Genomic DNA, 19604 nt, shown 5'->3' on the forward strand with positions numbered 1-19604 from the left:
ATGTCGTGAATTGGCGACAAAAGTAGAAACTAATTTACGCCTTCGCAAATTTTTCTTTTCAATTATTTATTTCTGGTCAAAAGATTGAATATTTCATACCTCCCGGTGCGTAAATTCACTGGCTTTTCGGCTAAAGTTTCTTTAGGATTTATCTCAACAGATGATTAATTGTACCAATTGTTTGGTCCTAAATGATAAGCGATATCGATTGTATGAGGTTAGCAATGCCTTCAGGAAGTGAAGAACCGCAAAGGGATCCTGCGCTCAAGCGTAAAGCCTGGCTGGCGGTCTTTCTCGTCTCTACCCTGTTTTGGGTGGTGGTTGCTCTCCTGGCCTGGAAATATTGGGGTTAAATATGGCAGTGACGGTACGTACAGCTTCGGTAAAACAGATGTGTCAGCATCGTGACAATGGCCACAGAGGGCGTAAAGCTCCTGCGACCGTTGTACCCGCGTCCTGGAAACTGACGCCGCAGCAGCAAGCGTTTATTGATGTGTTCGCAGAAGACGAACCCAAAAAACAATAATTTAGTTAATTGCGTAATGATGCAAATAGTCTGAATATCGACTCTGCACTTTTGTACTCTTTAATAAATACACATCAGCAATATAGCACTGAGGACTTACCTCGGAACTTTTAATAAATAATGCCTGGTGTCCCTATGATGAATAACATGACGTCTCACAAATACTGGTCATGGATCGGCGTTTTTACCGTGTCGATTCTGTTCTGGAGCCAGCTCATCTGGTTGGCCCTCCACTAAATTGTAAAACCTCGCTACGGCGGGGTTTTTTGTTTTTCCTTTCTGGACCAATCCTAAATTTATCAATTTGGGTTGTTATCAAAACGTTACGACATCTTTGTGTTATCTTTAATTACGGCCCTGATGATTGTCGGGGCATCTCTGTGATTAAGGAGGAGCTTATGTCGTTAACCCTACGCGAAGCCAGTAAGGATACGTTACAGGCAGAAAATAAAACCTGGCATTACTACAGCCTGCCGCTGGCTGCCAGAACGCTTGGGGACATTTCGCGTTTACCCAAGTCATTGAAAGTTTTACTGGAAAACCTATTGCGCTGGCAGGACGGTGACTCTGTCACCCTCGATGATATCCAGGCGCTGGCAGGGTGGCTCGAAAATGCCCATGCCGACAGAGAAATCGCCTACCGCCCGGCCAGGGTGCTGATGCAGGACTTTACCGGTGTTCCTGCCGTCGTTGATTTAGCCGCGATGCGCGAGGCCGTTAAGCGTCTCGGCGGAGATACGGCAAAAGTGAATCCGCTTTCCCCCGTTGACCTCGTCATTGACCACTCCGTAACCGTTGACCGCTTTGGTGATGACGACGCCTTTGGCGAGAACGTGCGTCTGGAGATGGAGCGCAACCACGAGCGCTACGTGTTTCTGAAGTGGGGGCAGCAGGCGTTTAGCCGGTTTAGCGTGGTCCCGCCGGGTACCGGTATTTGTCACCAGGTGAACCTTGAATATCTGGGTAAAGCCGTCTGGAGTGAATTGCAGGATAAAGAGTGGGTCGCCTATCCGGACACGCTGGTGGGCACGGACTCCCATACCACCATGATCAACGGTCTGGGCGTGCTGGGCTGGGGCGTTGGGGGTATCGAAGCGGAAGCGGCCATGCTCGGCCAGCCGGTGTCCATGCTTATCCCTGACGTGGTGGGCTTCAAGCTCACCGGCAAGCTGTCTGAAGGCATTACCGCCACCGATCTGGTGCTCACCGTCACCCAGATGCTGCGTAAGCATGGTGTGGTGGGCAAGTTTGTAGAATTCTACGGTGACGGACTGGATTCGCTGCCGCTGGCCGACCGTGCCACTATTGCCAATATGGCGCCGGAATACGGTGCAACCTGCGGCTTTTTCCCCATCGATGACGTCACGCTGGAATACATGCGCCTTAGCGGGCGCAGCGAAGAGCAGGTCGCGCTGGTGGAGGCCTATACCAAAGCGCAGGGCATGTGGCGAAACCCGGGCGATGAACCGGTCTTCACCAGCACCCTTGAACTCGATATGGGAAGCGTCGAGGCGAGCCTCGCCGGACCGAAACGTCCGCAGGATCGGGTTGCGCTGAGTGACGTGCCAAAAGCCTTTGCCGCCAGCAATGCCCTGGAAGTGAACGTGGCGCAGAAAGATCACCGTCCGGTCGACTATGTTCTGAATGGACATCAATATCAGCTCCCGGATGGCGCGGTTGTTATTGCGGCCATTACCTCCTGCACCAACACCTCGAACCCCAGCGTATTAATGGCGGCCGGTCTGCTGGCTAAAAAGGCGGTAGAGCTTGGGCTAAAACCTCAGCCATGGGTCAAGGCCTCGCTGGCACCGGGTTCCAAAGTGGTATCGGATTACCTGGCGCAGGCCAAACTGACGCCGTACCTTGACGAACTGGGCTTTAACCTCGTGGGCTACGGCTGTACGACCTGTATTGGTAACTCCGGCCCGCTGCCTGAACCCATTGAAACGGCGATCAAGCAGGGTGACCTGACGGTAGGCGCGGTTCTGTCCGGTAACCGAAACTTTGAAGGGCGTATCCACCCGCTGGTGAAAACCAACTGGCTTGCCTCGCCGCCGCTGGTTGTGGCGTATGCCCTGGCAGGGAACATGAATATCAACCTGGCGACCGATCCGATTGGTCACGATCGCAAGAACGATCCTGTCTACCTGAAAGATATCTGGCCATCTTCGCGTGAAATCGCGCTGGCCGTTGAAAAGGTCTCAACCGAGATGTTCCGCAAAGAGTATGCGGAGGTCTTTGAAGGCACGCCGGAGTGGAAAACCATCAACGTCGTGGGCTCGGATACCTACGGCTGGCAGGATGACTCGACCTATATTCGTCTGTCGCCGTTCTTTGATGAGATGCTGGCCGAGCCGGCACCGCTTAAGGATATTCACGGCGCGCGCATCCTGGCGATGCTGGGAGATTCCGTCACGACCGACCATATCTCTCCGGCGGGGAGTATCAAAGCCGATAGCCCGGCAGGCCGTTATCTGCAGAGCCGGGGCGTCGAACGCCGCGATTTTAACTCCTACGGCTCGCGTCGCGGCAACCATGAGGTCATGATGCGCGGGACCTTTGCCAACATACGCATTCGTAACGAAATGGTACCGGGCGTGGAAGGGGGCATGACGCGCCATCTGCCGGGGACGGAAGTGGTTTCGATTTATGATGCGGCGGTCAAATATCAACAGGAAGGTACGCCGCTGGCGGTGATCGCCGGGAAAGAGTACGGTTCCGGCTCCAGCCGCGACTGGGCGGCGAAAGGTCCGCGTCTGCTTGGCGTTCGCGTGGTCATCGCCGAATCGTTCGAACGTATTCACCGCTCGAACCTGATCGGCATGGGGATCCTGCCGCTTGAGTTCCCGCAGGGCGTGACCCGTAAAACGCTGGGACTGACCGGGGAAGAGCAGATTGAGATTAGCGGTCTGCAAAACCTGCAGCCGGGGAAAACGGTGCCGGTGAAGTTAACGCGGGCAGACGGGAAAACCGAGGTGCTGGATTGCCGGTGCCGTATTGATACGGCAACCGAGCTGACCTATTACCAGAACGACGGCATTTTACATTATGTGATTCGTAAGATGCTGGATTGATGAAACGAGCCCGGCACTCGTGCCGGGCTTTTTAGCATCACTCTTTCAGCAGATGGCCCATTTTGGCGGCTTTGGTATCAAGGTAGTGGGCGTTTTTCGGGTTACGGCCGACAATCAGCGGTACGCGCTCGACGATGTTGATCCCCGCTTCGGTCAGGATCTCCACTTTTTTCGGGTTATTGGTCAGCAGTCGAACTTCGTCCACGCCCAGCAGCTTGAACATATCGGCGCACAAGGTGAAGTCGCGTTCGTCAGCGGCAAAGCCAAGCTGATGGTTTGCTTCAACCGTATCGTAGCCCTGGTCCTGAAGCGCGTAGGCGCGGATTTTGTTCAGCAGACCAATATTACGACCTTCCTGACGGTGATAAAGCAGCACACCTCGGCCTTCTTCTGCAATATGAGACAGGGCGGCTTCCAGCTGGAAACCACAATCACAGCGCAGGCTGAACAGCGCGTCGCCGGTGAGACACTCTGAATGGACGCGGGACAGCACCGGCGTCTGCCCTGAAATGTCGCCATACACCAGCGCGACATGATCCTGTCCGGTTGCCAGTTCTTCAAAACCCACCATCAGGAAATCGCCCCATGGGGTTGGCAGTTTGGCTTCTGCCACACGTTTAAGCTGCATGTGATTCTCCAGAGTAGGCTGACACGTTTCGTGCCTTTGCCCTGTTTTGCTTTCTGTATCAGTTCATTTTGCCACAAGCTCAGCAGGTTCGCCTAATGGGCACCATGCTATATGAACGTTAAACGCACGATCCGACATATCCACCCGGAGGATTAATTTCGGTTATGATTGTGACGCTTAGCGAAAAAGGAGAAGACATGCTTTCAATCGCCAGACGTACGGCAGCAGGTGCGGCCATTTTACTGATTATGCCTCTGGCCGTATGGCTTTCAGGCTGGATGTGGCAGCCCGGGCAGAACGCCACGTGGCTGAAAACGTTATACTGGATAACGGAAACGGTCACCCAGCCGTGGGGGATTATTACCCACGTACTCCTCTGCGCCTGGTTTCTGTGGTGCCTGCGCTTTCGCTTGCGCGCGGCGCTGATGCTCTTTGCGATACTCGGGGGCGCTATCCTTGTCGGTCAGGGCGTGAAGTCCTGGGTTAAAGATCGCGTTCAGGAACCGCGTCCTTTTGTCGTCTGGCTGGAAAAAACGCATCATGTTCCGGTGGATGAGTTCTACAATTTAAAGCGTAAAGATCGCGGCGCGCTGGTGAAAGAACAGCTTGCGGAACAGCAGGATATCCCGAAATTCTTACGTAAACACTGGCAGAAAGAGACCGGGTTCGCGTTTCCTTCCGGTCACACCATGTTTGCGGCCAGCTGGGCGTTGCTGGGGGTTGGGCTGCTTTGGCCAAGGCGTCGAACGATCACTATCGTGATTTTACTGGTCTGGGCGACGGGGGTTATGGGCAGCCGCCTGCTGCTGGGGATGCACTGGCCGCGCGACCTGGTCGTCGCCACGCTCATCTCATGGCTGCTGATTATGATGGCGACCTGGCTCACTGAACGATTCTGCGGCCCGCTAACGCCACCGCCAGAAGAGAAAGAAGAAATAGCCGAAAGGGACCAGACAGACGCCTGACGGTTGATATTCCGCATTTTGCCCATAGATCCATGACCTGCGCGTCACTTTTTCCGTTTCGCGCTCGTCGCTAAAATGGTAGTTTATAAGGCTGATTGCGGTGAGTTGAACACACTTTATTCGCTTGAACCACATAACGGGAAGTAATGTGAAATATTTACTCATTTTCTTACTGGTATTGGCGATTTTTGTCATTTCAGTCACGTTGGGTGCACAAAACGATCAGCAGGTGACGTTTAACTATCTGCTGGCTCAGGGTGAGTATCGCGTCTCGAGCCTGCTGGCGGTCCTATTTGCTGCCGGCTTTGCCATTGGCTGGCTGGTTTGCGGTCTGTTTTGGCTGAAAGTCCGTGTTTCTCTTGCGCGCGCTGAACGTAAAATTAAGCGACTCGAAAATAATATTGCCCCTGCGTCTGACATCCCGGAAAGCTCTGGTGTGCCGGTCGTGAAGGAATAATCGACTATGCTGGAGTTGTTGTTTCTGCTTTTGCCTGTAGCCGCAGCCTATGGCTGGTATATGGGCCGCAGAAGTGCGCAACAAACAAAACAGGATGAGGCCAACCGACTCTCCCGCGACTACGTTGCGGGGGTGAACTTCCTCCTGAGTAATCAGCAGGACAAAGCGGTAGATCTGTTCCTCGATATGCTGAAAGAGGATACGGGGACGGTTGAAGCGCATCTCACCCTGGGCAACCTGTTCCGCTCGCGCGGCGAGGTCGATCGCGCCATACGTATTCACCAGACTCTGATGGAAAGCGCCTCGCTGACCTACGATCAACGTCTCCTGGCGGTGCAACAGCTGGGGCGGGATTACATGGCCGCGGGGTTGTACGATCGCGCTGAAGATATGTTCGCACAGCTGGTGGATGAAACAGATTTTCGCATCGGCGCGCTGCAGCAGCTCCTGCAGATTTATCAGGCCACCAGCGACTGGCAGAAAGCCATTGATACCGCTGAACGTCTGGTGAAGCTGGGTAAAGATAAGCAGCGCGTTGAGATCGCCCATTTCTACTGTGAGCTTGCTCTTCAGCAAATGGGCAACGACGACATGGATAAAGCCATGGCGCTGCTGAAGAAAGGCGCCGCCGCGGACCGCAATAGCGCGCGCATCTCCATCATGATGGGGCGCGTCTTTATGGCGAATGGCGACTACGCCAAAGCCGTTGAAAGCCTGCTGCGGGTTATCGACCAGGACAAAGAGCTGGTCAGTGAAACGCTGGAAATGCTGCAAACCTGCTATCAACAGCTCGACAAGCAGGAAGAGTGGGTAGCGTTCCTGCGTCGCTGCGTGGAAGAGAATACCGGCGCCACCGCTGAACTGATGCTCTCTGACGTTGTTGAGCAGTATGAGGGAAGCGACACCGCGCAGGTTTATATTACGCGCCAGCTGCAGCGCCATCCAACCATGCGGGTATTCCACAAGCTGATGGATTACCACCTGAACGACGCAGAAGAAGGGCGAGCCAAAGAGAGCCTGATGGTGCTGCGCGATATGGTTGGCGAGCAGGTGCGCAGCAAGCCGCGCTATCGTTGCCAGAAGTGTGGTTTTACCGCGTATACGCTCTACTGGCACTGTCCTTCCTGCCGCGCCTGGTCCACCATCAAGCCAATCCGCGGTCTGGACGGGCAGTAATTTTTTAAAACGCTCCATTTTAGTTACAACATACTGATGGTTTATCCGATGTCCTAAACTCCGTGCGGTTTGCCAGCCTGGCAGGCGCGTAAATGGATCCTGTCAATTTGCGGCGTCGGCAGGTAGAATGCTCGCCGTTTATCTGTTCCGCGCCGCTGCGCGCCCATAGACGAAAAGGGCTGGTCATGACGTCTGTTACATCCTCCACTTCCCGCGTAATTACGGATTCTCCTGTTGTTGTTGCGCTTGATTACAATCAGCGTGACGCTGCACTGGCGTTTGTCGACGGCATCGACCCTCGCGACTGCCGTCTGAAAGTTGGCAAAGAGATGTTCACGCTGTTTGGACCGCAAATCGTTCGCGATCTTCAGCAGCGCGGCTTTGACGTTTTCCTCGACCTGAAATTCCACGATATCCCGAATACCACGGCGCATGCGGTTGCCGCAGCCGCAGAGCTGGGCGTATGGATGGTCAACGTCCACGCATCGGGTGGGGCAAGAATGATGACGGCTGCCCGTGAGGCGCTTCTGCCGTTCGGTAAAGATGCACCGTTGCTGATTGCGGTCACGGTGCTGACCAGTATGGACGAAAACGATCTTCGCGACCTGGGCGTGACGTTGTCACCCGCCGAGCATGCCGAACGTCTCGCGCGTCTGACGCAGCATTGCGGCCTGGATGGCGTCGTCTGCTCCGCGCAGGAAGCGGTACGTTTCAAATCAGCGCTGGGCCAGGATTTTAAACTGGTTACGCCGGGTATCCGTCCTGCAGGCAGCGAAGTCGGCGATCAGCGCCGTATTATGACGCCTGAGCAGGCGCTGGCTGCTGGCGTTGACTACATGGTCATCGGGCGTCCGGTGACGCAGTCTGCCAACCCGGCTGAGACGCTTAAGGCTATCAACGCATCGCTGAAAAAGGGGGCCTAATGACCGATTCCAACAGCCGTCTGGTCTATTCAACCGATAGCGGGCGTATAGACGAGCCGAAAGCGAAAGTGGAACGTCCTAAGGGGGACGGCATCGTTCGGATCCAGCGTCAAACCAGTGGACGAAAAGGGAAAGGGGTTTGCCTCATCTCCGGCATTGACCTGGATGATGCTGAACTTGCAAAGCTGGCGGCCGAGTTGAAAAAGAAATGTGGCTGCGGCGGCGCCGTGAAAGACGGCATTATTGAAATCCAGGGAGACAAGCGCGATTTAATAAAATCTCTGCTGGAAGCCAAATGTATGAAAGTCAAACTGGCAGGCGGTTAAAATAAATGAGCCACGGCAAATGCCGTGGCTCGTATTATATACGTGCGTATGTCAGACCTGAAATGCGTTCAAATATCGCAATACCGGGGAAGGCTTAGATAATAATTATTTGCCAACCTGGTGACCGATAATACCACCGACAGCAGCGCCACCTAATGTACCCAGCGTACTACCATCCGTTAATACTGCACCACCGAGAGCACCGGCACCGGCACCAATAGCGGTGTTACGGTCACGTTTAGACCAGTTAGAGCACGCGCTCAGGGACATTGCTACAGTGATTGCCAGAACAGCGGCGGCTAATTTTTTGCTGGTTAAGGTCATAATACTTTCTCCTGAATTATCGATTCACGGAAAGATGTACACGTTAAGTATAGACGAATCGAATACTTAATTCTGTTTTCCGTGAAAGCTGGTCGCGCAGGCGTTACGTAATCACGCAGGTGATAGTCACTTCCTGTTATATCGCTAACATTAATTTTACGACTTTAATGCAGGTTAAACAGGTAAAAACTCTTAAAGAAGTACCAGGAATCATCTCAGAGAAAGAAGGGCGTATGCGCCCGAAATTCGGGCGCGGAGGGGACTCAGGCGGTCGTTTTAATAATATTGACGATCAGCCCGTCATTCTCCAGTTTACTACGGTGCGCGTCGCTCAATCTTTCGTCGGTAATCACGCGGCTAAAGCGTGAAACCGGGCCCATCGTGTATGGGTGAACGGCGCCAAATTTAGAGCTGTCGGTGAGCACAATGGCTTCACACTCTTTTTCCAGCACGGCATTCACCACGTCGGAGCGCATCATATCCCGGCCGGTAAAACCTGTTTCCGGCTGCCAGCCGTCAATCCCGATAAAGGCCTTGCTGAAATGAACCTGCTGAACATACTGACGGGTCAGCGGGCCTACCATGCTTTCACTTTTTTTCTGGTAAATACCGCCGAGCAGAATCACCTCACAGCGCGTCTCTTTGAGCAAGTGCGCGATATAGCTGCTGACGGTGATGATGGTAACGTCTTTTTGATCGGCAAGCGTGCGCGCCAGAAGGGCATTACTGCTGCCGTTTTCAATAAAGACGGTTTCGCCGTTGTTCACCAGGGACGCGGCAAATTCCGCCAGTTCACGTTTGAGCGCGTAGTTATTCATCATGCGCGTCTCAACGTCGTCACTGTCCAGCGGGACAGCATATCCGTGCGCGCGACGCAGATAGCTCTGTTTTTCCAGCAGATTAAGATCCTGACGGATGGTGACTTCAGAAACGCCGGTGGTTTTAGCGAGATCGACTACGCTTACGCGTCCCTGATCGATGACCATCTGCAAAATGAGTTGTTGTCGGGAATTCATAGCATCCATTTAATAAAGCGAAACGAGGTCGGAGACGGTGGGGTTAAACTTCCCACGGCGCTTTTGGCTGTCTGTTTTCTGGCGCATTGTCAGCACCATTCTGAGCAAGAAGTTCAGACTTCAGGATCTCGAGATTCCGGATAGCAGAGTGATAATCGCCCGCCACCAGGATATCCAGCACGGTATCAATTCGTTGTGCTACAGCTTGTGCGTCAATAGTCGACATAATCTCACCCCAGGCGCGAAAAGTTAATATTTTCAATGATGCAGAAATTAGGATCAAAAGAGAAGGGAAAAAATACAATAACTAAATTACATAAACGTAAGTGATAAATTTAATCCCCTTCATGCAGATGTCAGGTTATTGCGAGGCGGAGCGTCACACGGTCTGGATGATGCTGCGGCCTCACGGGGGGGCAGCGACTGGTGACCCTGCAAAATCGCTATCACGCGGCGGGCCTGCGTAAAGCCAGTTAACGTTGATTTCGCGCTTGATATCGTTTTAGCCATCGCTCGAATGCGGCAGCGGGCATCGGCTTAGCAAACAGAAAACCCTGCCGCTCATTGACGCCGTTCTTGGTCAGAAAGGCGTCTTCTTTTGCATTTTCCACCCCTTCAGCAATCACCTGTAGATTTAACGCCTGCGCCACCGCGACGATAGCGCGCACCAGCGACTGTGAAATGGATTGCTTATGAATATCCCTGACAAAAGCCTGATCGAGTTTAATGGCATCGATAGGGAAGCGGGCCAGCTGAGAAAGGGAAGAGTAGCCGGTACCGAAATCATCCAGATGAATTTGCGCCCCGAGTCGGCTGAACTGCTGGATCACGGACAGCGCCAGCTCTTCATTCTCGATAAGACAGCTTTCGGTCAACTCGACGTCGACCGGGCAGTATTCAAAATTCAGATCCTTCAGCGCCTGCTTTAAGTCGCTGAAGATGGTCTGGTCGGCCAGCTGGCGTGCAGAGACGTTCACCGCCACGCGCAGGTTTATTCCCTTATCGCGCCATTTTGCCACCTGGCGAACCACATCAAGCATCACCCAGCGGCCCAGCGGCACAATTAGACCCGACTCTTCGGCATAAGAGATAAACTCCAGCGGCGCGATCAGGCCGCGTTCTGGTGATTGCCAGCGGACCAGCGCTTCAAGGCTTCTGACTTCCCCGCGCCAGGTTATTTTCGGCTGATAGTGGATCAGCAGTTGATCGTTATCCAATGCCTTACGCAGGTTGGTATCCAGCCAGAGATATTCAAACACGCGCTGGTTCATCTCGGGTGAGAAGACGCAAAACGTGCCCCGGCCGTTCTCTTTGGCGGTGTACATGGCGGTATCGGCGTTTCGAATGACGCTTTCCCGGTCGTTCCCGTGCTGTGGTGCGAGGGCGATACCCAGAGAGCAGCCGGTATAAATCTCAATCAGACCGATTCGGAACGGCTGACGAAGACGGGTTAAAATGCGTGACGCCATCGCCTCCAGAGAGCCCTGAGAGGTATTGGTGGCCATGACGATAAATTCATCGCCGCCAAGACGCGCAAGAACCTGTTCCTCATCCAGACAGCTCAAAATCGCGAGAGCGACAGCCTGCAAAAGCTGATCGCCAAACATATGCCCGTAAGCGTCGTTGATCTTTTTAAAGTTATCCAGATCGAGATACACGACGCCAACCTGCGTATCGCCGCGGCTGGCGATGGCGTCAGAAATCAGGTCGTGGATCGCATTGCGGTTTGGCAAGCCGGTGATGGTATCGGTATTGGCCAGCACGCGCAGCCGCTCCTGAGCGCGGCGCTCCTCGGTAATATCGGTCCCGGAACAGATAAGGAAAATTTCATTTTTACCGCTGCCGCTGTGGACGAATTTGTTTCTGAACAGAAACAGCCGCTGACCCTTACGCGTTTTGATCCAGCGTTCGACTTCGTAGGAGCTGCCGTTGCGAAAAAAACCGGTAATATTGCGCTTTGAGGCTGCCGCTTCGCTGCGGCTCATAAACAGCTTAAACACGTTCTGACCAATCACTTCCTGCTCTTTCAGGCCGGTGTACTCTTCGCTAAGCCGGTTAAAACGCTGAATATTGCCGTGCTTATCGAGAATAACAATGACGGAGTTGGCCTCTGATACAACCTGCTCCGCGAAAGAGAGCCCCTGAGCCAGATCGCGCGCCACGGAGGGCGTATCGTTCCAGGCGGAAGCGGTGCCTGCCCACTCGTTGCGGGTAATCTTACGGCCCACAAGATGAACCGGGAGGTCTTCCCCGAATAACGAGAGCGTCATGGAAATGCTGGAGGTAATAACGGTTAAATGACGGATGAGATCGGCCTGTTCATCGTCCAGCGCCACGACCTGAGTGACATCGGCATTTTCGCTGGTGGAAAGGTGCAGAGCGTTGCTGTCAGCTGACAGGCGCCACCACGGGCTGTGAGTGCCCATGTAGCGAAACAGCAAATTCTGCTCCAGATCGTCCATCATGTTTTCTCCCGCAGCTGTTCATAAGCGCACAAATTATTCATTTGCTGTCGACTTTTCCGTTGAGAAACAGCGGCAAAACCGAAGTGAACCTGTTGTTTTTCCCTGCTTTCTTATAATAAAACGAGTCAGGTTAAAAAAGGTACGGAGCGTATAGAAATTCACATAACCGAATATAACAACACTCTTTTACTGTAGATAATTATGGCGGGTTTGGGCGAAGGGATACTGAAAATAGTAAGGAAAAATAATGATTTTGTGGCGGGGATAAAAAGAAAAATTGTCGGCCTTTCCGCAGAGGAAATGACCGACAATTGAACCGGTTATCAGGCGACAGGACGCGCGATAATACTGCGGGTTTCCATGCGAACTTCGGCGATAGTAACGTCAATCACGTCGGTGACTTTGTAAACTGTTTCACCTTTAATTTGCACGGTACCGTTTTCCTGGCTACAGACCATTTCGTCACGAACAGCATGCAGGAACGGCGCAGGAATAAACGCGACAGCACCGTTATCGACCAGACGGACACGCATACCCCCGCGGCTAATATCGATGATCTCTGCGGCGAAACGGGTATCCGTACCGGCTTTATCCTGCAGGAAGCGTGCGTACAGCCAGTCTCCAACGTCACGCTCGGCCATGCGGTTCAGACGGCGACGATCGGCCATCTGCAGCGTGGTGTCCTCCTGAGGACGGGCAATGGTTTCACCTTTGATAATCGCTTTCAGCAGACGGTGGTTAACCATATCGCCATACTTACGGATCGGCGATGTCCAGGTGGCGTAAGCTTCGAGGCCAAGACCAAAGTGCGGGCCAGGCTCGGTGCTGATTTCAGCGAAGGACTGGAAGCGACGAATGCGGCTGTCCAGGAAACCCGACGGCTGCGCGTCCAGTTCGCGGCGAAGCTTGCAGAAGCCCGGCAGCGTCAGCACTTCTTCCGGATCGACGTGCACATCGTGATTCTTCAGCAGGGCCGCCAGCGCTTCGGTATTCGCCGGATCAAACCCGGTGTGGACGTTGTAAATGCCAAAGCCCAACTTGTCGCGCAGCACGCGTGCGGCGCAGATGTTGGCGGAAATCATCGCCTCTTCAACGATGCGGTTCGCAATGCGTCGCGGTTCGGCCACGATGTCCAGCACTTCGCCTTTCTCGCCCAGAACAAAGCGATAATCCGGACGATCTTTAAACACCAGCGCATGGGTTTTACGCCACTCGCCGCGGTTCAGGCAGATGCGATGCAGCAGACGGATTTGCGCGGCAATGGCGTCGGATTCAGGTTTCCAGCTACCGGTATTTTCAAGCCAGTCGGAGACGTTATCGTAGGCCAGCTTGGCTTTCGATTCGATGGTGGCGGCAAAGAACTCGATATCGTTTTCAATCGCGCCATCTGCGGCGATAGTCATGCGGCAGGCAAGGACCGGGCGCACTTCATTTGGACGCAGCGAGCAGAGATCGTCTGACAATTCGCGCGGCAGCATCGGAATGTTGAAGCCCGGCAGGTAGTTGGTGAACGCACGGATTTTCGCCGCGTCATCAAGCTTGCTGCCTTCGGCAATCCAGGCGGTTGGATCGGCAATGGCGACGGTCAGATGCAGTTTGCCATCGGCGCTCTCTTCAGCATACAGCGCGTCATCCATATCTTCCGTGCTGGCGCTGTCGATGGTGACAAACTCCAGCGCGGTGAGATCGCGGCGCGTCAGACCTTCGTCATGCATCTCGGTCGCTACGCCGTTCGGCGCTTCTTTTTCAAGATTGTGGCGTGCCAGCGTGACCCACCATGGCACGAAATGGTCGGCGCCAAAGGTGATGAACTGGGTCAGCTCAGCATAAAAACCGCGATCGCCTTTCAGAGGATGACGGCGCATTTCTGCTACGGCCCAGTCACCTTCTTTAAAATCATGCTCAACGCCACGGGCGGCGCGGCAGGGAATGGCATCTTTCAGCAGGGGATGATCCGGCACGATGGAAAGACGATCGTCTTTTCTCTGCACCTTACCCACAAAACGGGTCAGGAACGGTTCGATCAGTTCTTCCGGCTCGGCAGACTCGCGGTCCTTCTCGGTATGAATGACGGCCATGACGCGATCGCCATGCATCACTTTCTTCATCTGCGGAGGCGGAATGAAGTAGCTTTTCTGCGCGTCAACCTCAAGGAAGCCAAAGCCCTTTTCCGTGGCTTTTACGACCCCTTCTGCACGCGGCGTCTGGGAATGCAGTTGCTGTTTAAGCTGCGCTAGCAGCGGGTTGTCCTGAAACATAATGTTCTATTTTCGTAGCCATTGAGCGGCTGACAGTTTTACGCGATTCTCACTGTCTCAGCAAGCGCTCTTTGGGTAATTAGTATGGTTATTCCTCTTTACCAAACGCGACTTTCAAACGATTGAGCCAGCCGTCAAACGCGCTTCGGGTAAGCAGCGTGATGGCATGTTCGCCGGGGAGTCCCTGATCCGTGAGCGGGGTAAACTGCGCGGCGCTGAAGCGGTCCGGAGAGCGCGTCAGCAGTTCGACCGCCGCCGAAAGCGCGGGGGACGTCAGCGGGATCGCTTCGCGGGTGTTTAACAGGATCTCTCCGGTCAGGTCGAGCAGCGACGGCTCGTGGCAAAGGACCGGCGTCAGCGCCTCCAGCGCGGGTTCTGCCTGCCAGCGAGACAGCGACTCAAGCTGATGCGCGCTCGCATAGCGCAGCTCGACGACGGACAACAGCGGCACCCAGGCGGCGTGGCTCGCGGGCAGGGTGTGCGGCTGAATATGATGGCCCGGCAACCAGCGAACGGGGTGTCCCAACAGCGCCTGAAAAATCGCGACCACGCGCGCCTGAAAGCCGATAAAGCCGATAATCTGGTTAATCACCACAATGTCATAGATTGACAGACCAACCTCATCAAGCTGGTTCTGCGCTTTGTCATCAATAACATCAGGGGAGCTGGAAAGCTGGCGGGCATACTGCGTAATTTGCGCCAGACGTCGGTTACTTTCGCGCGAGGAGTCCGGGCCGGGAAGCGGGGCGAGGAGGGCGGCGTAATGGTTACAGAGCCGCTGAACGCCACAGGCCTGGGCGACCGTTAGCGCGGTGCTGAGCCGATCGTAGGCGCTGAGCGTATGCAGACGGTTCACGGGAATTGAGAGCGGAAACAGCTTGTGGCATAAGGCTCTGGCAGGGGTAAGCCAGCCAGAACAGGCGGCGACAATCTCATCAGGCAGGGCTAAATCGAGCAAAAAACGATCGTCGACGTTAGCGGCTTCGGGCACCAGAGGCAGAACATCTGTCTGCGCGTGGTTCGACTGGGTCTCGTGATACCAGTGGCCTTTGCCGGAAAAACGGCGTTGTTCCATGTGCGTTCCTTGATCTCAAAATGGCGATCAATATCCTGGCGTAACGCAGATAAAGGGAAAAATATTGTTAGGTGATAACAAATAGCAGAACGGAATAACGAAGGGGCGGTGCAGGGGGAAAACTCTCTTCCCGTGCGGGAAGAGAGTCACAGCTTATTTAATTTCCAGCTCGTTCATTGCAGCGATGTTGAAGCCGCCGTCAACGTGAACCACTTCACCGGAGATACCAGCGGAAAGGTCAGAGCACAGGAATGCTGCAGAGTTACCCACATCTTCAATGGTAACGGTACGACGAATCGGGGTAACCGCTTCGCAGTGTGCCAGCATTTTACGGAAATCTTTAATACCGGAAGCTGCCAGGGTGCGGATAGGACCTGCAGAGATGGCGTTAACGCGCACGCCTTCAGGGCCCATTGCGTTCGCCATGTAGCGTACGTTGGCTTCCAGAGAGGCTTTTGCCAGACCCATAACGTTGTAGTTAGGGATAGCACGCTCAGCGCCCAGGTAGGACAGGGTCAGCAGGGCTGCGCCCGGGTTCAGCATCGCGCGGCAGGATTTCGCCATCGCAACGAAGCTGTAGGAGCTGATGTCGTGAGCGATTTTGAAGCCATCACGGGTAACCGCGTTCACGTAGTCGCCGTCCAGCTGGTCGCCAGGAGCGAAGCCAATGGAGTGAACGAAACCGTCGAATTTCGGCCATGCTTTTGCCAGTTCAGCAAACATGCCGTCGATGCTTTCGTCTTGTGCAACGTCACATTCCAGAACAATGCTGGAACCCAGCTGCGCGGCAAACTCTTCAACACGGCCTTTCAGCTTGTCGTTCTGGTAGGTGAACGCCAGCTCAGCGCCTTCGCGATGCATTGCCTGTGCGATGCCGTATGCGATGGACAGTTTGCTGGCAACGCCAGTCACCAGAATGCGCTTACCGGAAAGAAAACCCATAGCTTTAATCCTTATATTCATTGCTAATTTTGCCTTGTAATTCATGGCGTTACAGGCAGTATTTCAAAATCATTCGAAATTAGCTCGAAATTATAGCCCACTCACAGCCCCTTGTGTCACGATATTTCTCGCTCTTCTCCGAATACGCCTGCCCCGAAGAAAGCGCCGCGGACTCGCGGGGGCTCAAAATTTCAGCATTCGTCCAGTATATCACCCGGCAACAGCTTCACCTCATCCAACCAGCGAGGAAGCGCGATCCCGCACGGGGATTCACGCTTTCCTGAGGTTGTCGATGAAGCGCGCGATGACGATAAAGAAAACCGGCACGAAGAAAATGGCGAGAAGCGTACCGCTAATCATGCCGCCAAATACGCCGGTACCGATGGCATGTTGCGTACTGTCGCTCGCCCCACGGGCCAGCATCAACGGAACAACCCCTAAGGTGAAGGCTAACGACGTCATCAGAATGGGGCGCAGGCGCTGGCCGGCGGCATGAACGGTTGCCGCCAGCAGGGGCTGCCCCTGGCGATGGAGCTGCCTGGCAAATTCAACAATCAGAATGGCGTTCTTGGCCGACAGGCCGATAAGCGTAATCAGGCCAACCTTGAAGAAAACGTCATTCGTCATGCCGGCGGCGGACACCGCGATCACCGCGCCGATAAGACCCAGCGGAACGACCAGCATGACCGCAAATGGAATAGACCAGCTCTCATACAGGGCGGCCAGCACCATAAACACGACCAGTATCGACAGCACGATAAGGCCCGGAAGCTGAGATTCCGATTTTCTCTCCTGCAATGAACTCCCGGCCCACTCGCCAGCCATGCCCTGAGGTAAATCTCTGGACAAACTCTCCATAACCTTCATTGCGGTGCCGCTGGATGCTCCCGGCGCCGCATTTCCGGTAATGCGAATAGCCGAATATCCCTGATAACGCGTCAGCTGCTGCGGCGCAACGTTCCAGGAAAGCGTGGCAAACGTTGATACCGGCACCATCTGTCCCATCCGGTTTTTCACTGATAATGCCAGTATCTGCTCAGGCTGCATTCGGTATGGCGCATCGGCCTGAATAATCACCTGCTGAACGCGGCCGTTATTCGTATAGTCATTGACGTAATTTGAGCCCAGGGTGACGGAGAGCGTCTGGTTGATTTCATCAAATGAGACGCCCATCGCTTCCGCCTTTTCTCTGTCCACCTGGAGCGCAAGGCTTGTTCCTTCCGGAAGCCCGTCTATATACACGTCACTCAGTTCAGGGCGCTGGTTGGCCTGCAGGACCAGCGCGTCGGCAGCGCGCTTTAACGCCTCGTAGCCCTGTCCCGCTCTGTCCTGCACGTACCAGGTGAAGCCCGACGAGGTGCCCATATCCGAAATGGCTGGCGGGAGCAGGCTCATCGTGACGGCATCAGAGACGTTCGCCATGCTGGCCTGTATATGGTCGGCTTCGTTCTGGGCCGTCGAGCCCTGCCGATCTTTCCAGTCTTTCAGCGTAGTGAAGGCCATAGCCGAATTTGGTCCTGAACCTGAAAATCCAAACCCCAGGATCATAATGTTGCTTTCAATATCCGGCCGGGCCGCACTTTCCTCTTCAAATTTTTTAACCACGTTGAGGGTACGCTGCATCGTGGCATCAGAAGGCAGCTGGATGGAGGACATAAAGTAGCCCTGATCTTCGTCCGGCAGAAAAGACGACGGTAACGAAGACAATCCCAGAAACAGCGCAGCACAAAGCGCAGCGTACAGGAGCAGCATACGCCCGGTTCGCTTCAGAACGGCACCCAGCCCGGCTTCATAACAGGCGGTGAGCGAACGGAAGCGCGCGTTAAACCCGACTGCGAACCTTCCGCCTCCGCTCTTTTCTGCCTTATGCGGCTTGAGTAACGTTGCGCACAGGGCCGGCGTCAGCGTCAGGGCAAGAAACGCGGACAGCAGTATGGAAACCGCCATGGAAATACAAAATTGTCGGTAGATAATCCCAACGGATCCTTCCGCAAACCCCATGGGGATAAAGACGGCGGTAAGCACCAGCGTGATGCCTATAATCGCCGGGGTGATTTCCTGCATGGCTTGCCGCGTGGCGTCACGCGGGGAGAGGCATTTTTCCTCCATCAGCCGTTCAACGTTTTCAACGACCACGATGGCATCATCAACGATAATCCCTATCGCCAGCACCATGCCGAACATCGTCAGAATATTGATGGAGTAGCCGCTCAGTAACATCACCGTGAAGGTGCCAAGTAGTGCGACGGGAGCAACAATCGCCGGGATAAGCGTGCAGCGTATCTTGTGCAGAAACAGCAGCATAACCAGGAAGACCAGAACCATCGCTTCTACAAATGTCTGAACAACCTTCATGATAGAAAGTTTCACAAACGGCGCGGTATCGAAGGGAACCGTAAACGCCATTCCTTCAGGTAACACCCGGGAAAGCTCGTCGATGCGCGCCCGTACGCCGGAAGCCGTACTCATCGCATTGGCGCCAGGCGAGAGCTGGATTGCCGCCGCCGTTGCGGGTACACCATTTTCACGGATACCAAAGGCGTAGCTTTGCAGGCCAGATTCAACCCGCGCAACGTCGGACAATTTCAGGCGGGCGCCGGATGCGTCAGATTTCAGGGTGATATTGCTGAACGCCTCTACCGAGGAGAGCTGTCCCTTTACGGTGATGGGATACGTTACCCCTTGTCCTGCAGACGCTGGCTCATCTCCCGTTTTACCGGGCGAAACAAGGGCATTTTGCTGGCCAACGGCGGTAAGAACATCGCTCACCGAAAGCCCGTAGCCGTGGAGCTTCATGGGATCCAACCAGATGCGCAGCGCTTTTTCGCCGCCAAACAGCTGAACTTTCCCTACGCCGGGCACGCGACGAAGCTCGTCACTGACGTTTCTGGCAAAATAGTCGCTTAAATCGGCTTCCTCAAATTGACCCGTCGCGGACTTCAGCCCCACCATCATTAAAAATCCAGAATTAGCGGCCTCGACGTTAATGCCGTTTTGCCTTACCGCCTGAGGTAGACGAGGCTCGACGATCTTAATCTGATTCTGCAGATCCATCTGCGCCAGCTTGATGTCCGTACCCGGTTTAAACGTGACGGTAATCGATGCCGAACCGGTTGTGTCACTGGTGGATTCGAAATAAAGCAAGTTATCGACTCCAGAGATTTCGCGCTCTATTAACGACACCACCGACGTATTCATGATATCGGGGCTGGCCCCCGGGTAACTGACGGAAATAATGATTCCCGGCGGTGCCACCGCCGGATACTGCGCAACCGGTAAACGGGGAATAGACAGGAGACCCGTCAGGACGATAAACAGCGCCACTACCCAGGCAAAAACGGGGCGTTCAATAAAAAAATGAGGCATTGGGTTATTTTTGTGCAAAAGAGTGAGGTAGAAAGTCTACCGCGCACCTGTTTAGCGGAAATGGGCGGTTTGTGGAGAACGTG

General features: G+C 54.3%; 17 protein-coding genes. 8 read left to right on the forward strand and 9 right to left on the reverse strand.

Features of this window, described 5'->3' with window-relative positions:
* Nucleotides 1–212 precede the first annotated feature (212 nt).
* The 3 genes from NUX24_RS05005 (at nucleotide 213) to acnA (ending at nucleotide 3600) form a co-directional block, all read left to right on the forward strand.
* A complete protein-coding gene (locus tag NUX24_RS05005; RefSeq protein WP_213327741.1) occupies nucleotides 213–353 on the forward strand; it encodes a YmiA family putative membrane protein in 141 nt (46 codons plus the stop codon).
* A 311-nt stretch (nucleotides 354–664) separates the two neighbouring features.
* Nucleotides 665–763, forward strand: coding sequence for a small membrane protein YmiC (ymiC, locus tag NUX24_RS05015; protein WP_032623144.1), 99 nt, complete (start codon nucleotides 665–667; stop codon nucleotides 761–763).
* Between the two features lie 161 nt (nucleotides 764–924).
* Entirely contained in the window at nucleotides 925–3600 is a 2676-nt protein-coding gene (gene acnA, locus NUX24_RS05020) for an aconitate hydratase AcnA (protein WP_257830133.1), read from the forward strand.
* A gap of 37 nt (nucleotides 3601–3637) precedes the next feature.
* On the opposite strand, the gene ribA is transcribed toward acnA, so the two are convergent.
* A complete protein-coding gene (gene ribA / locus NUX24_RS05025) occupies nucleotides 3638–4228 on the reverse strand; it encodes a GTP cyclohydrolase II (protein ID WP_008501210.1) in 591 nt (196 codons plus the stop codon).
* Between the two features lie 197 nt (nucleotides 4229–4425).
* Between ribA and pgpB the strand changes: the two genes are divergently transcribed.
* The 5 genes from pgpB (at nucleotide 4426) to yciH (ending at nucleotide 8075) form a co-directional block, all read left to right on the forward strand.
* Nucleotides 4426–5193, forward strand: a complete 768-nt coding sequence (pgpB, locus tag NUX24_RS05030; protein ID WP_032656731.1) for a phosphatidylglycerophosphatase B — start codon at nucleotides 4426–4428, stop codon at nucleotides 5191–5193.
* A 148-nt stretch (nucleotides 5194–5341) separates the two neighbouring features.
* On the forward strand, nucleotides 5342–5650 hold the full coding sequence (locus NUX24_RS05035) for a LapA family protein (RefSeq protein ID WP_023312067.1): 309 nt from the start codon (nucleotides 5342–5344) through the stop codon (nucleotides 5648–5650).
* Between the two features lie 6 nt (nucleotides 5651–5656).
* Nucleotides 5657–6826: a lipopolysaccharide assembly protein LapB gene (lapB, locus tag NUX24_RS05040; protein WP_023335944.1), complete on the forward strand. Its 1170-nt coding sequence runs from the start codon at nucleotides 5657–5659 to the stop codon at nucleotides 6824–6826.
* Between the two features lie 185 nt (nucleotides 6827–7011).
* Nucleotides 7012–7749 carry an orotidine-5'-phosphate decarboxylase gene (gene pyrF / locus NUX24_RS05045; protein WP_047651188.1) on the forward strand — a complete coding sequence of 246 codons (738 nt, stop codon included), beginning with the start codon at nucleotides 7012–7014 and terminating at the stop codon, nucleotides 7747–7749.
* On the forward strand, nucleotides 7749–8075 hold the full coding sequence (yciH, locus tag NUX24_RS05050; protein ID WP_257830134.1) for a stress response translation initiation inhibitor YciH: 327 nt from the start codon (nucleotides 7749–7751) through the stop codon (nucleotides 8073–8075). The genes pyrF and yciH overlap by 1 nt, the downstream gene beginning before the upstream one ends.
* 105 nt (nucleotides 8076–8180) lie before the next feature.
* Here yciH and osmB read toward each other — a convergent pair whose 3' ends face one another.
* The 8 genes from osmB to NUX24_RS05090 all read right to left on the reverse strand — a co-directional run bounded on the left by osmB (nucleotide 8181) and on the right by NUX24_RS05090 (nucleotide 19521).
* A complete protein-coding gene (gene osmB, locus NUX24_RS05055) occupies nucleotides 8181–8399 on the reverse strand; it encodes an osmotically-inducible lipoprotein OsmB (protein WP_008501216.1) in 219 nt (72 codons plus the stop codon).
* A 263-nt stretch (nucleotides 8400–8662) separates the two neighbouring features.
* Entirely contained in the window at nucleotides 8663–9415 is a 753-nt protein-coding gene (locus NUX24_RS05060; RefSeq protein ID WP_257830135.1) for a DNA-binding transcriptional regulator YciT, read from the reverse strand.
* A 43-nt stretch (nucleotides 9416–9458) separates the two neighbouring features.
* Complete coding sequence (locus NUX24_RS05065) at nucleotides 9459–9641, reverse strand: hypothetical protein (protein WP_024907126.1); 183 nt, start codon at nucleotides 9639–9641, stop codon at nucleotides 9459–9461.
* 247 nt (nucleotides 9642–9888) lie between these two features.
* The gene (gene pdeR / locus NUX24_RS05070; protein ID WP_047651108.1) at nucleotides 9889–11880 is read right to left on the reverse strand and encodes a cyclic di-GMP phosphodiesterase; all 1992 of its coding nucleotides are present in this window, start codon (nucleotides 11878–11880) and stop codon (nucleotides 9889–9891) included.
* Nucleotides 11881–12203: 323 nt separating this feature from the next.
* Nucleotides 12204–14138 (reverse strand): exoribonuclease II, encoded by a 1935-nt coding sequence (locus NUX24_RS05075; RefSeq protein WP_257830136.1) that lies wholly within the window; start codon nucleotides 14136–14138, stop codon nucleotides 12204–12206.
* Between the two features lie 88 nt (nucleotides 14139–14226).
* A complete protein-coding gene (locus NUX24_RS05080) occupies nucleotides 14227–15213 on the reverse strand; it encodes a CMD domain-containing protein (RefSeq protein WP_257830137.1) in 987 nt (328 codons plus the stop codon).
* A 153-nt stretch (nucleotides 15214–15366) separates the two neighbouring features.
* Nucleotides 15367–16155, reverse strand: coding sequence for an enoyl-ACP reductase FabI (fabI, locus tag NUX24_RS05085; RefSeq protein WP_003856831.1), 789 nt, complete (start codon nucleotides 16153–16155; stop codon nucleotides 15367–15369).
* A 270-nt stretch (nucleotides 16156–16425) separates the two neighbouring features.
* The gene (locus tag NUX24_RS05090; protein WP_257830138.1) at nucleotides 16426–19521 is read right to left on the reverse strand and encodes a multidrug efflux RND transporter permease subunit; all 3096 of its coding nucleotides are present in this window, start codon (nucleotides 19519–19521) and stop codon (nucleotides 16426–16428) included.
* Nucleotides 19522–19604: the final 83 nt, after the last annotated feature.

The sequence above is a fragment of the Enterobacter sp. HG048 genome (genome assembly GCF_024702055.1).
GTDB classification, from domain to species: domain Bacteria; phylum Pseudomonadota; class Gammaproteobacteria; order Enterobacterales; family Enterobacteriaceae; genus Enterobacter; species Enterobacter dykesii.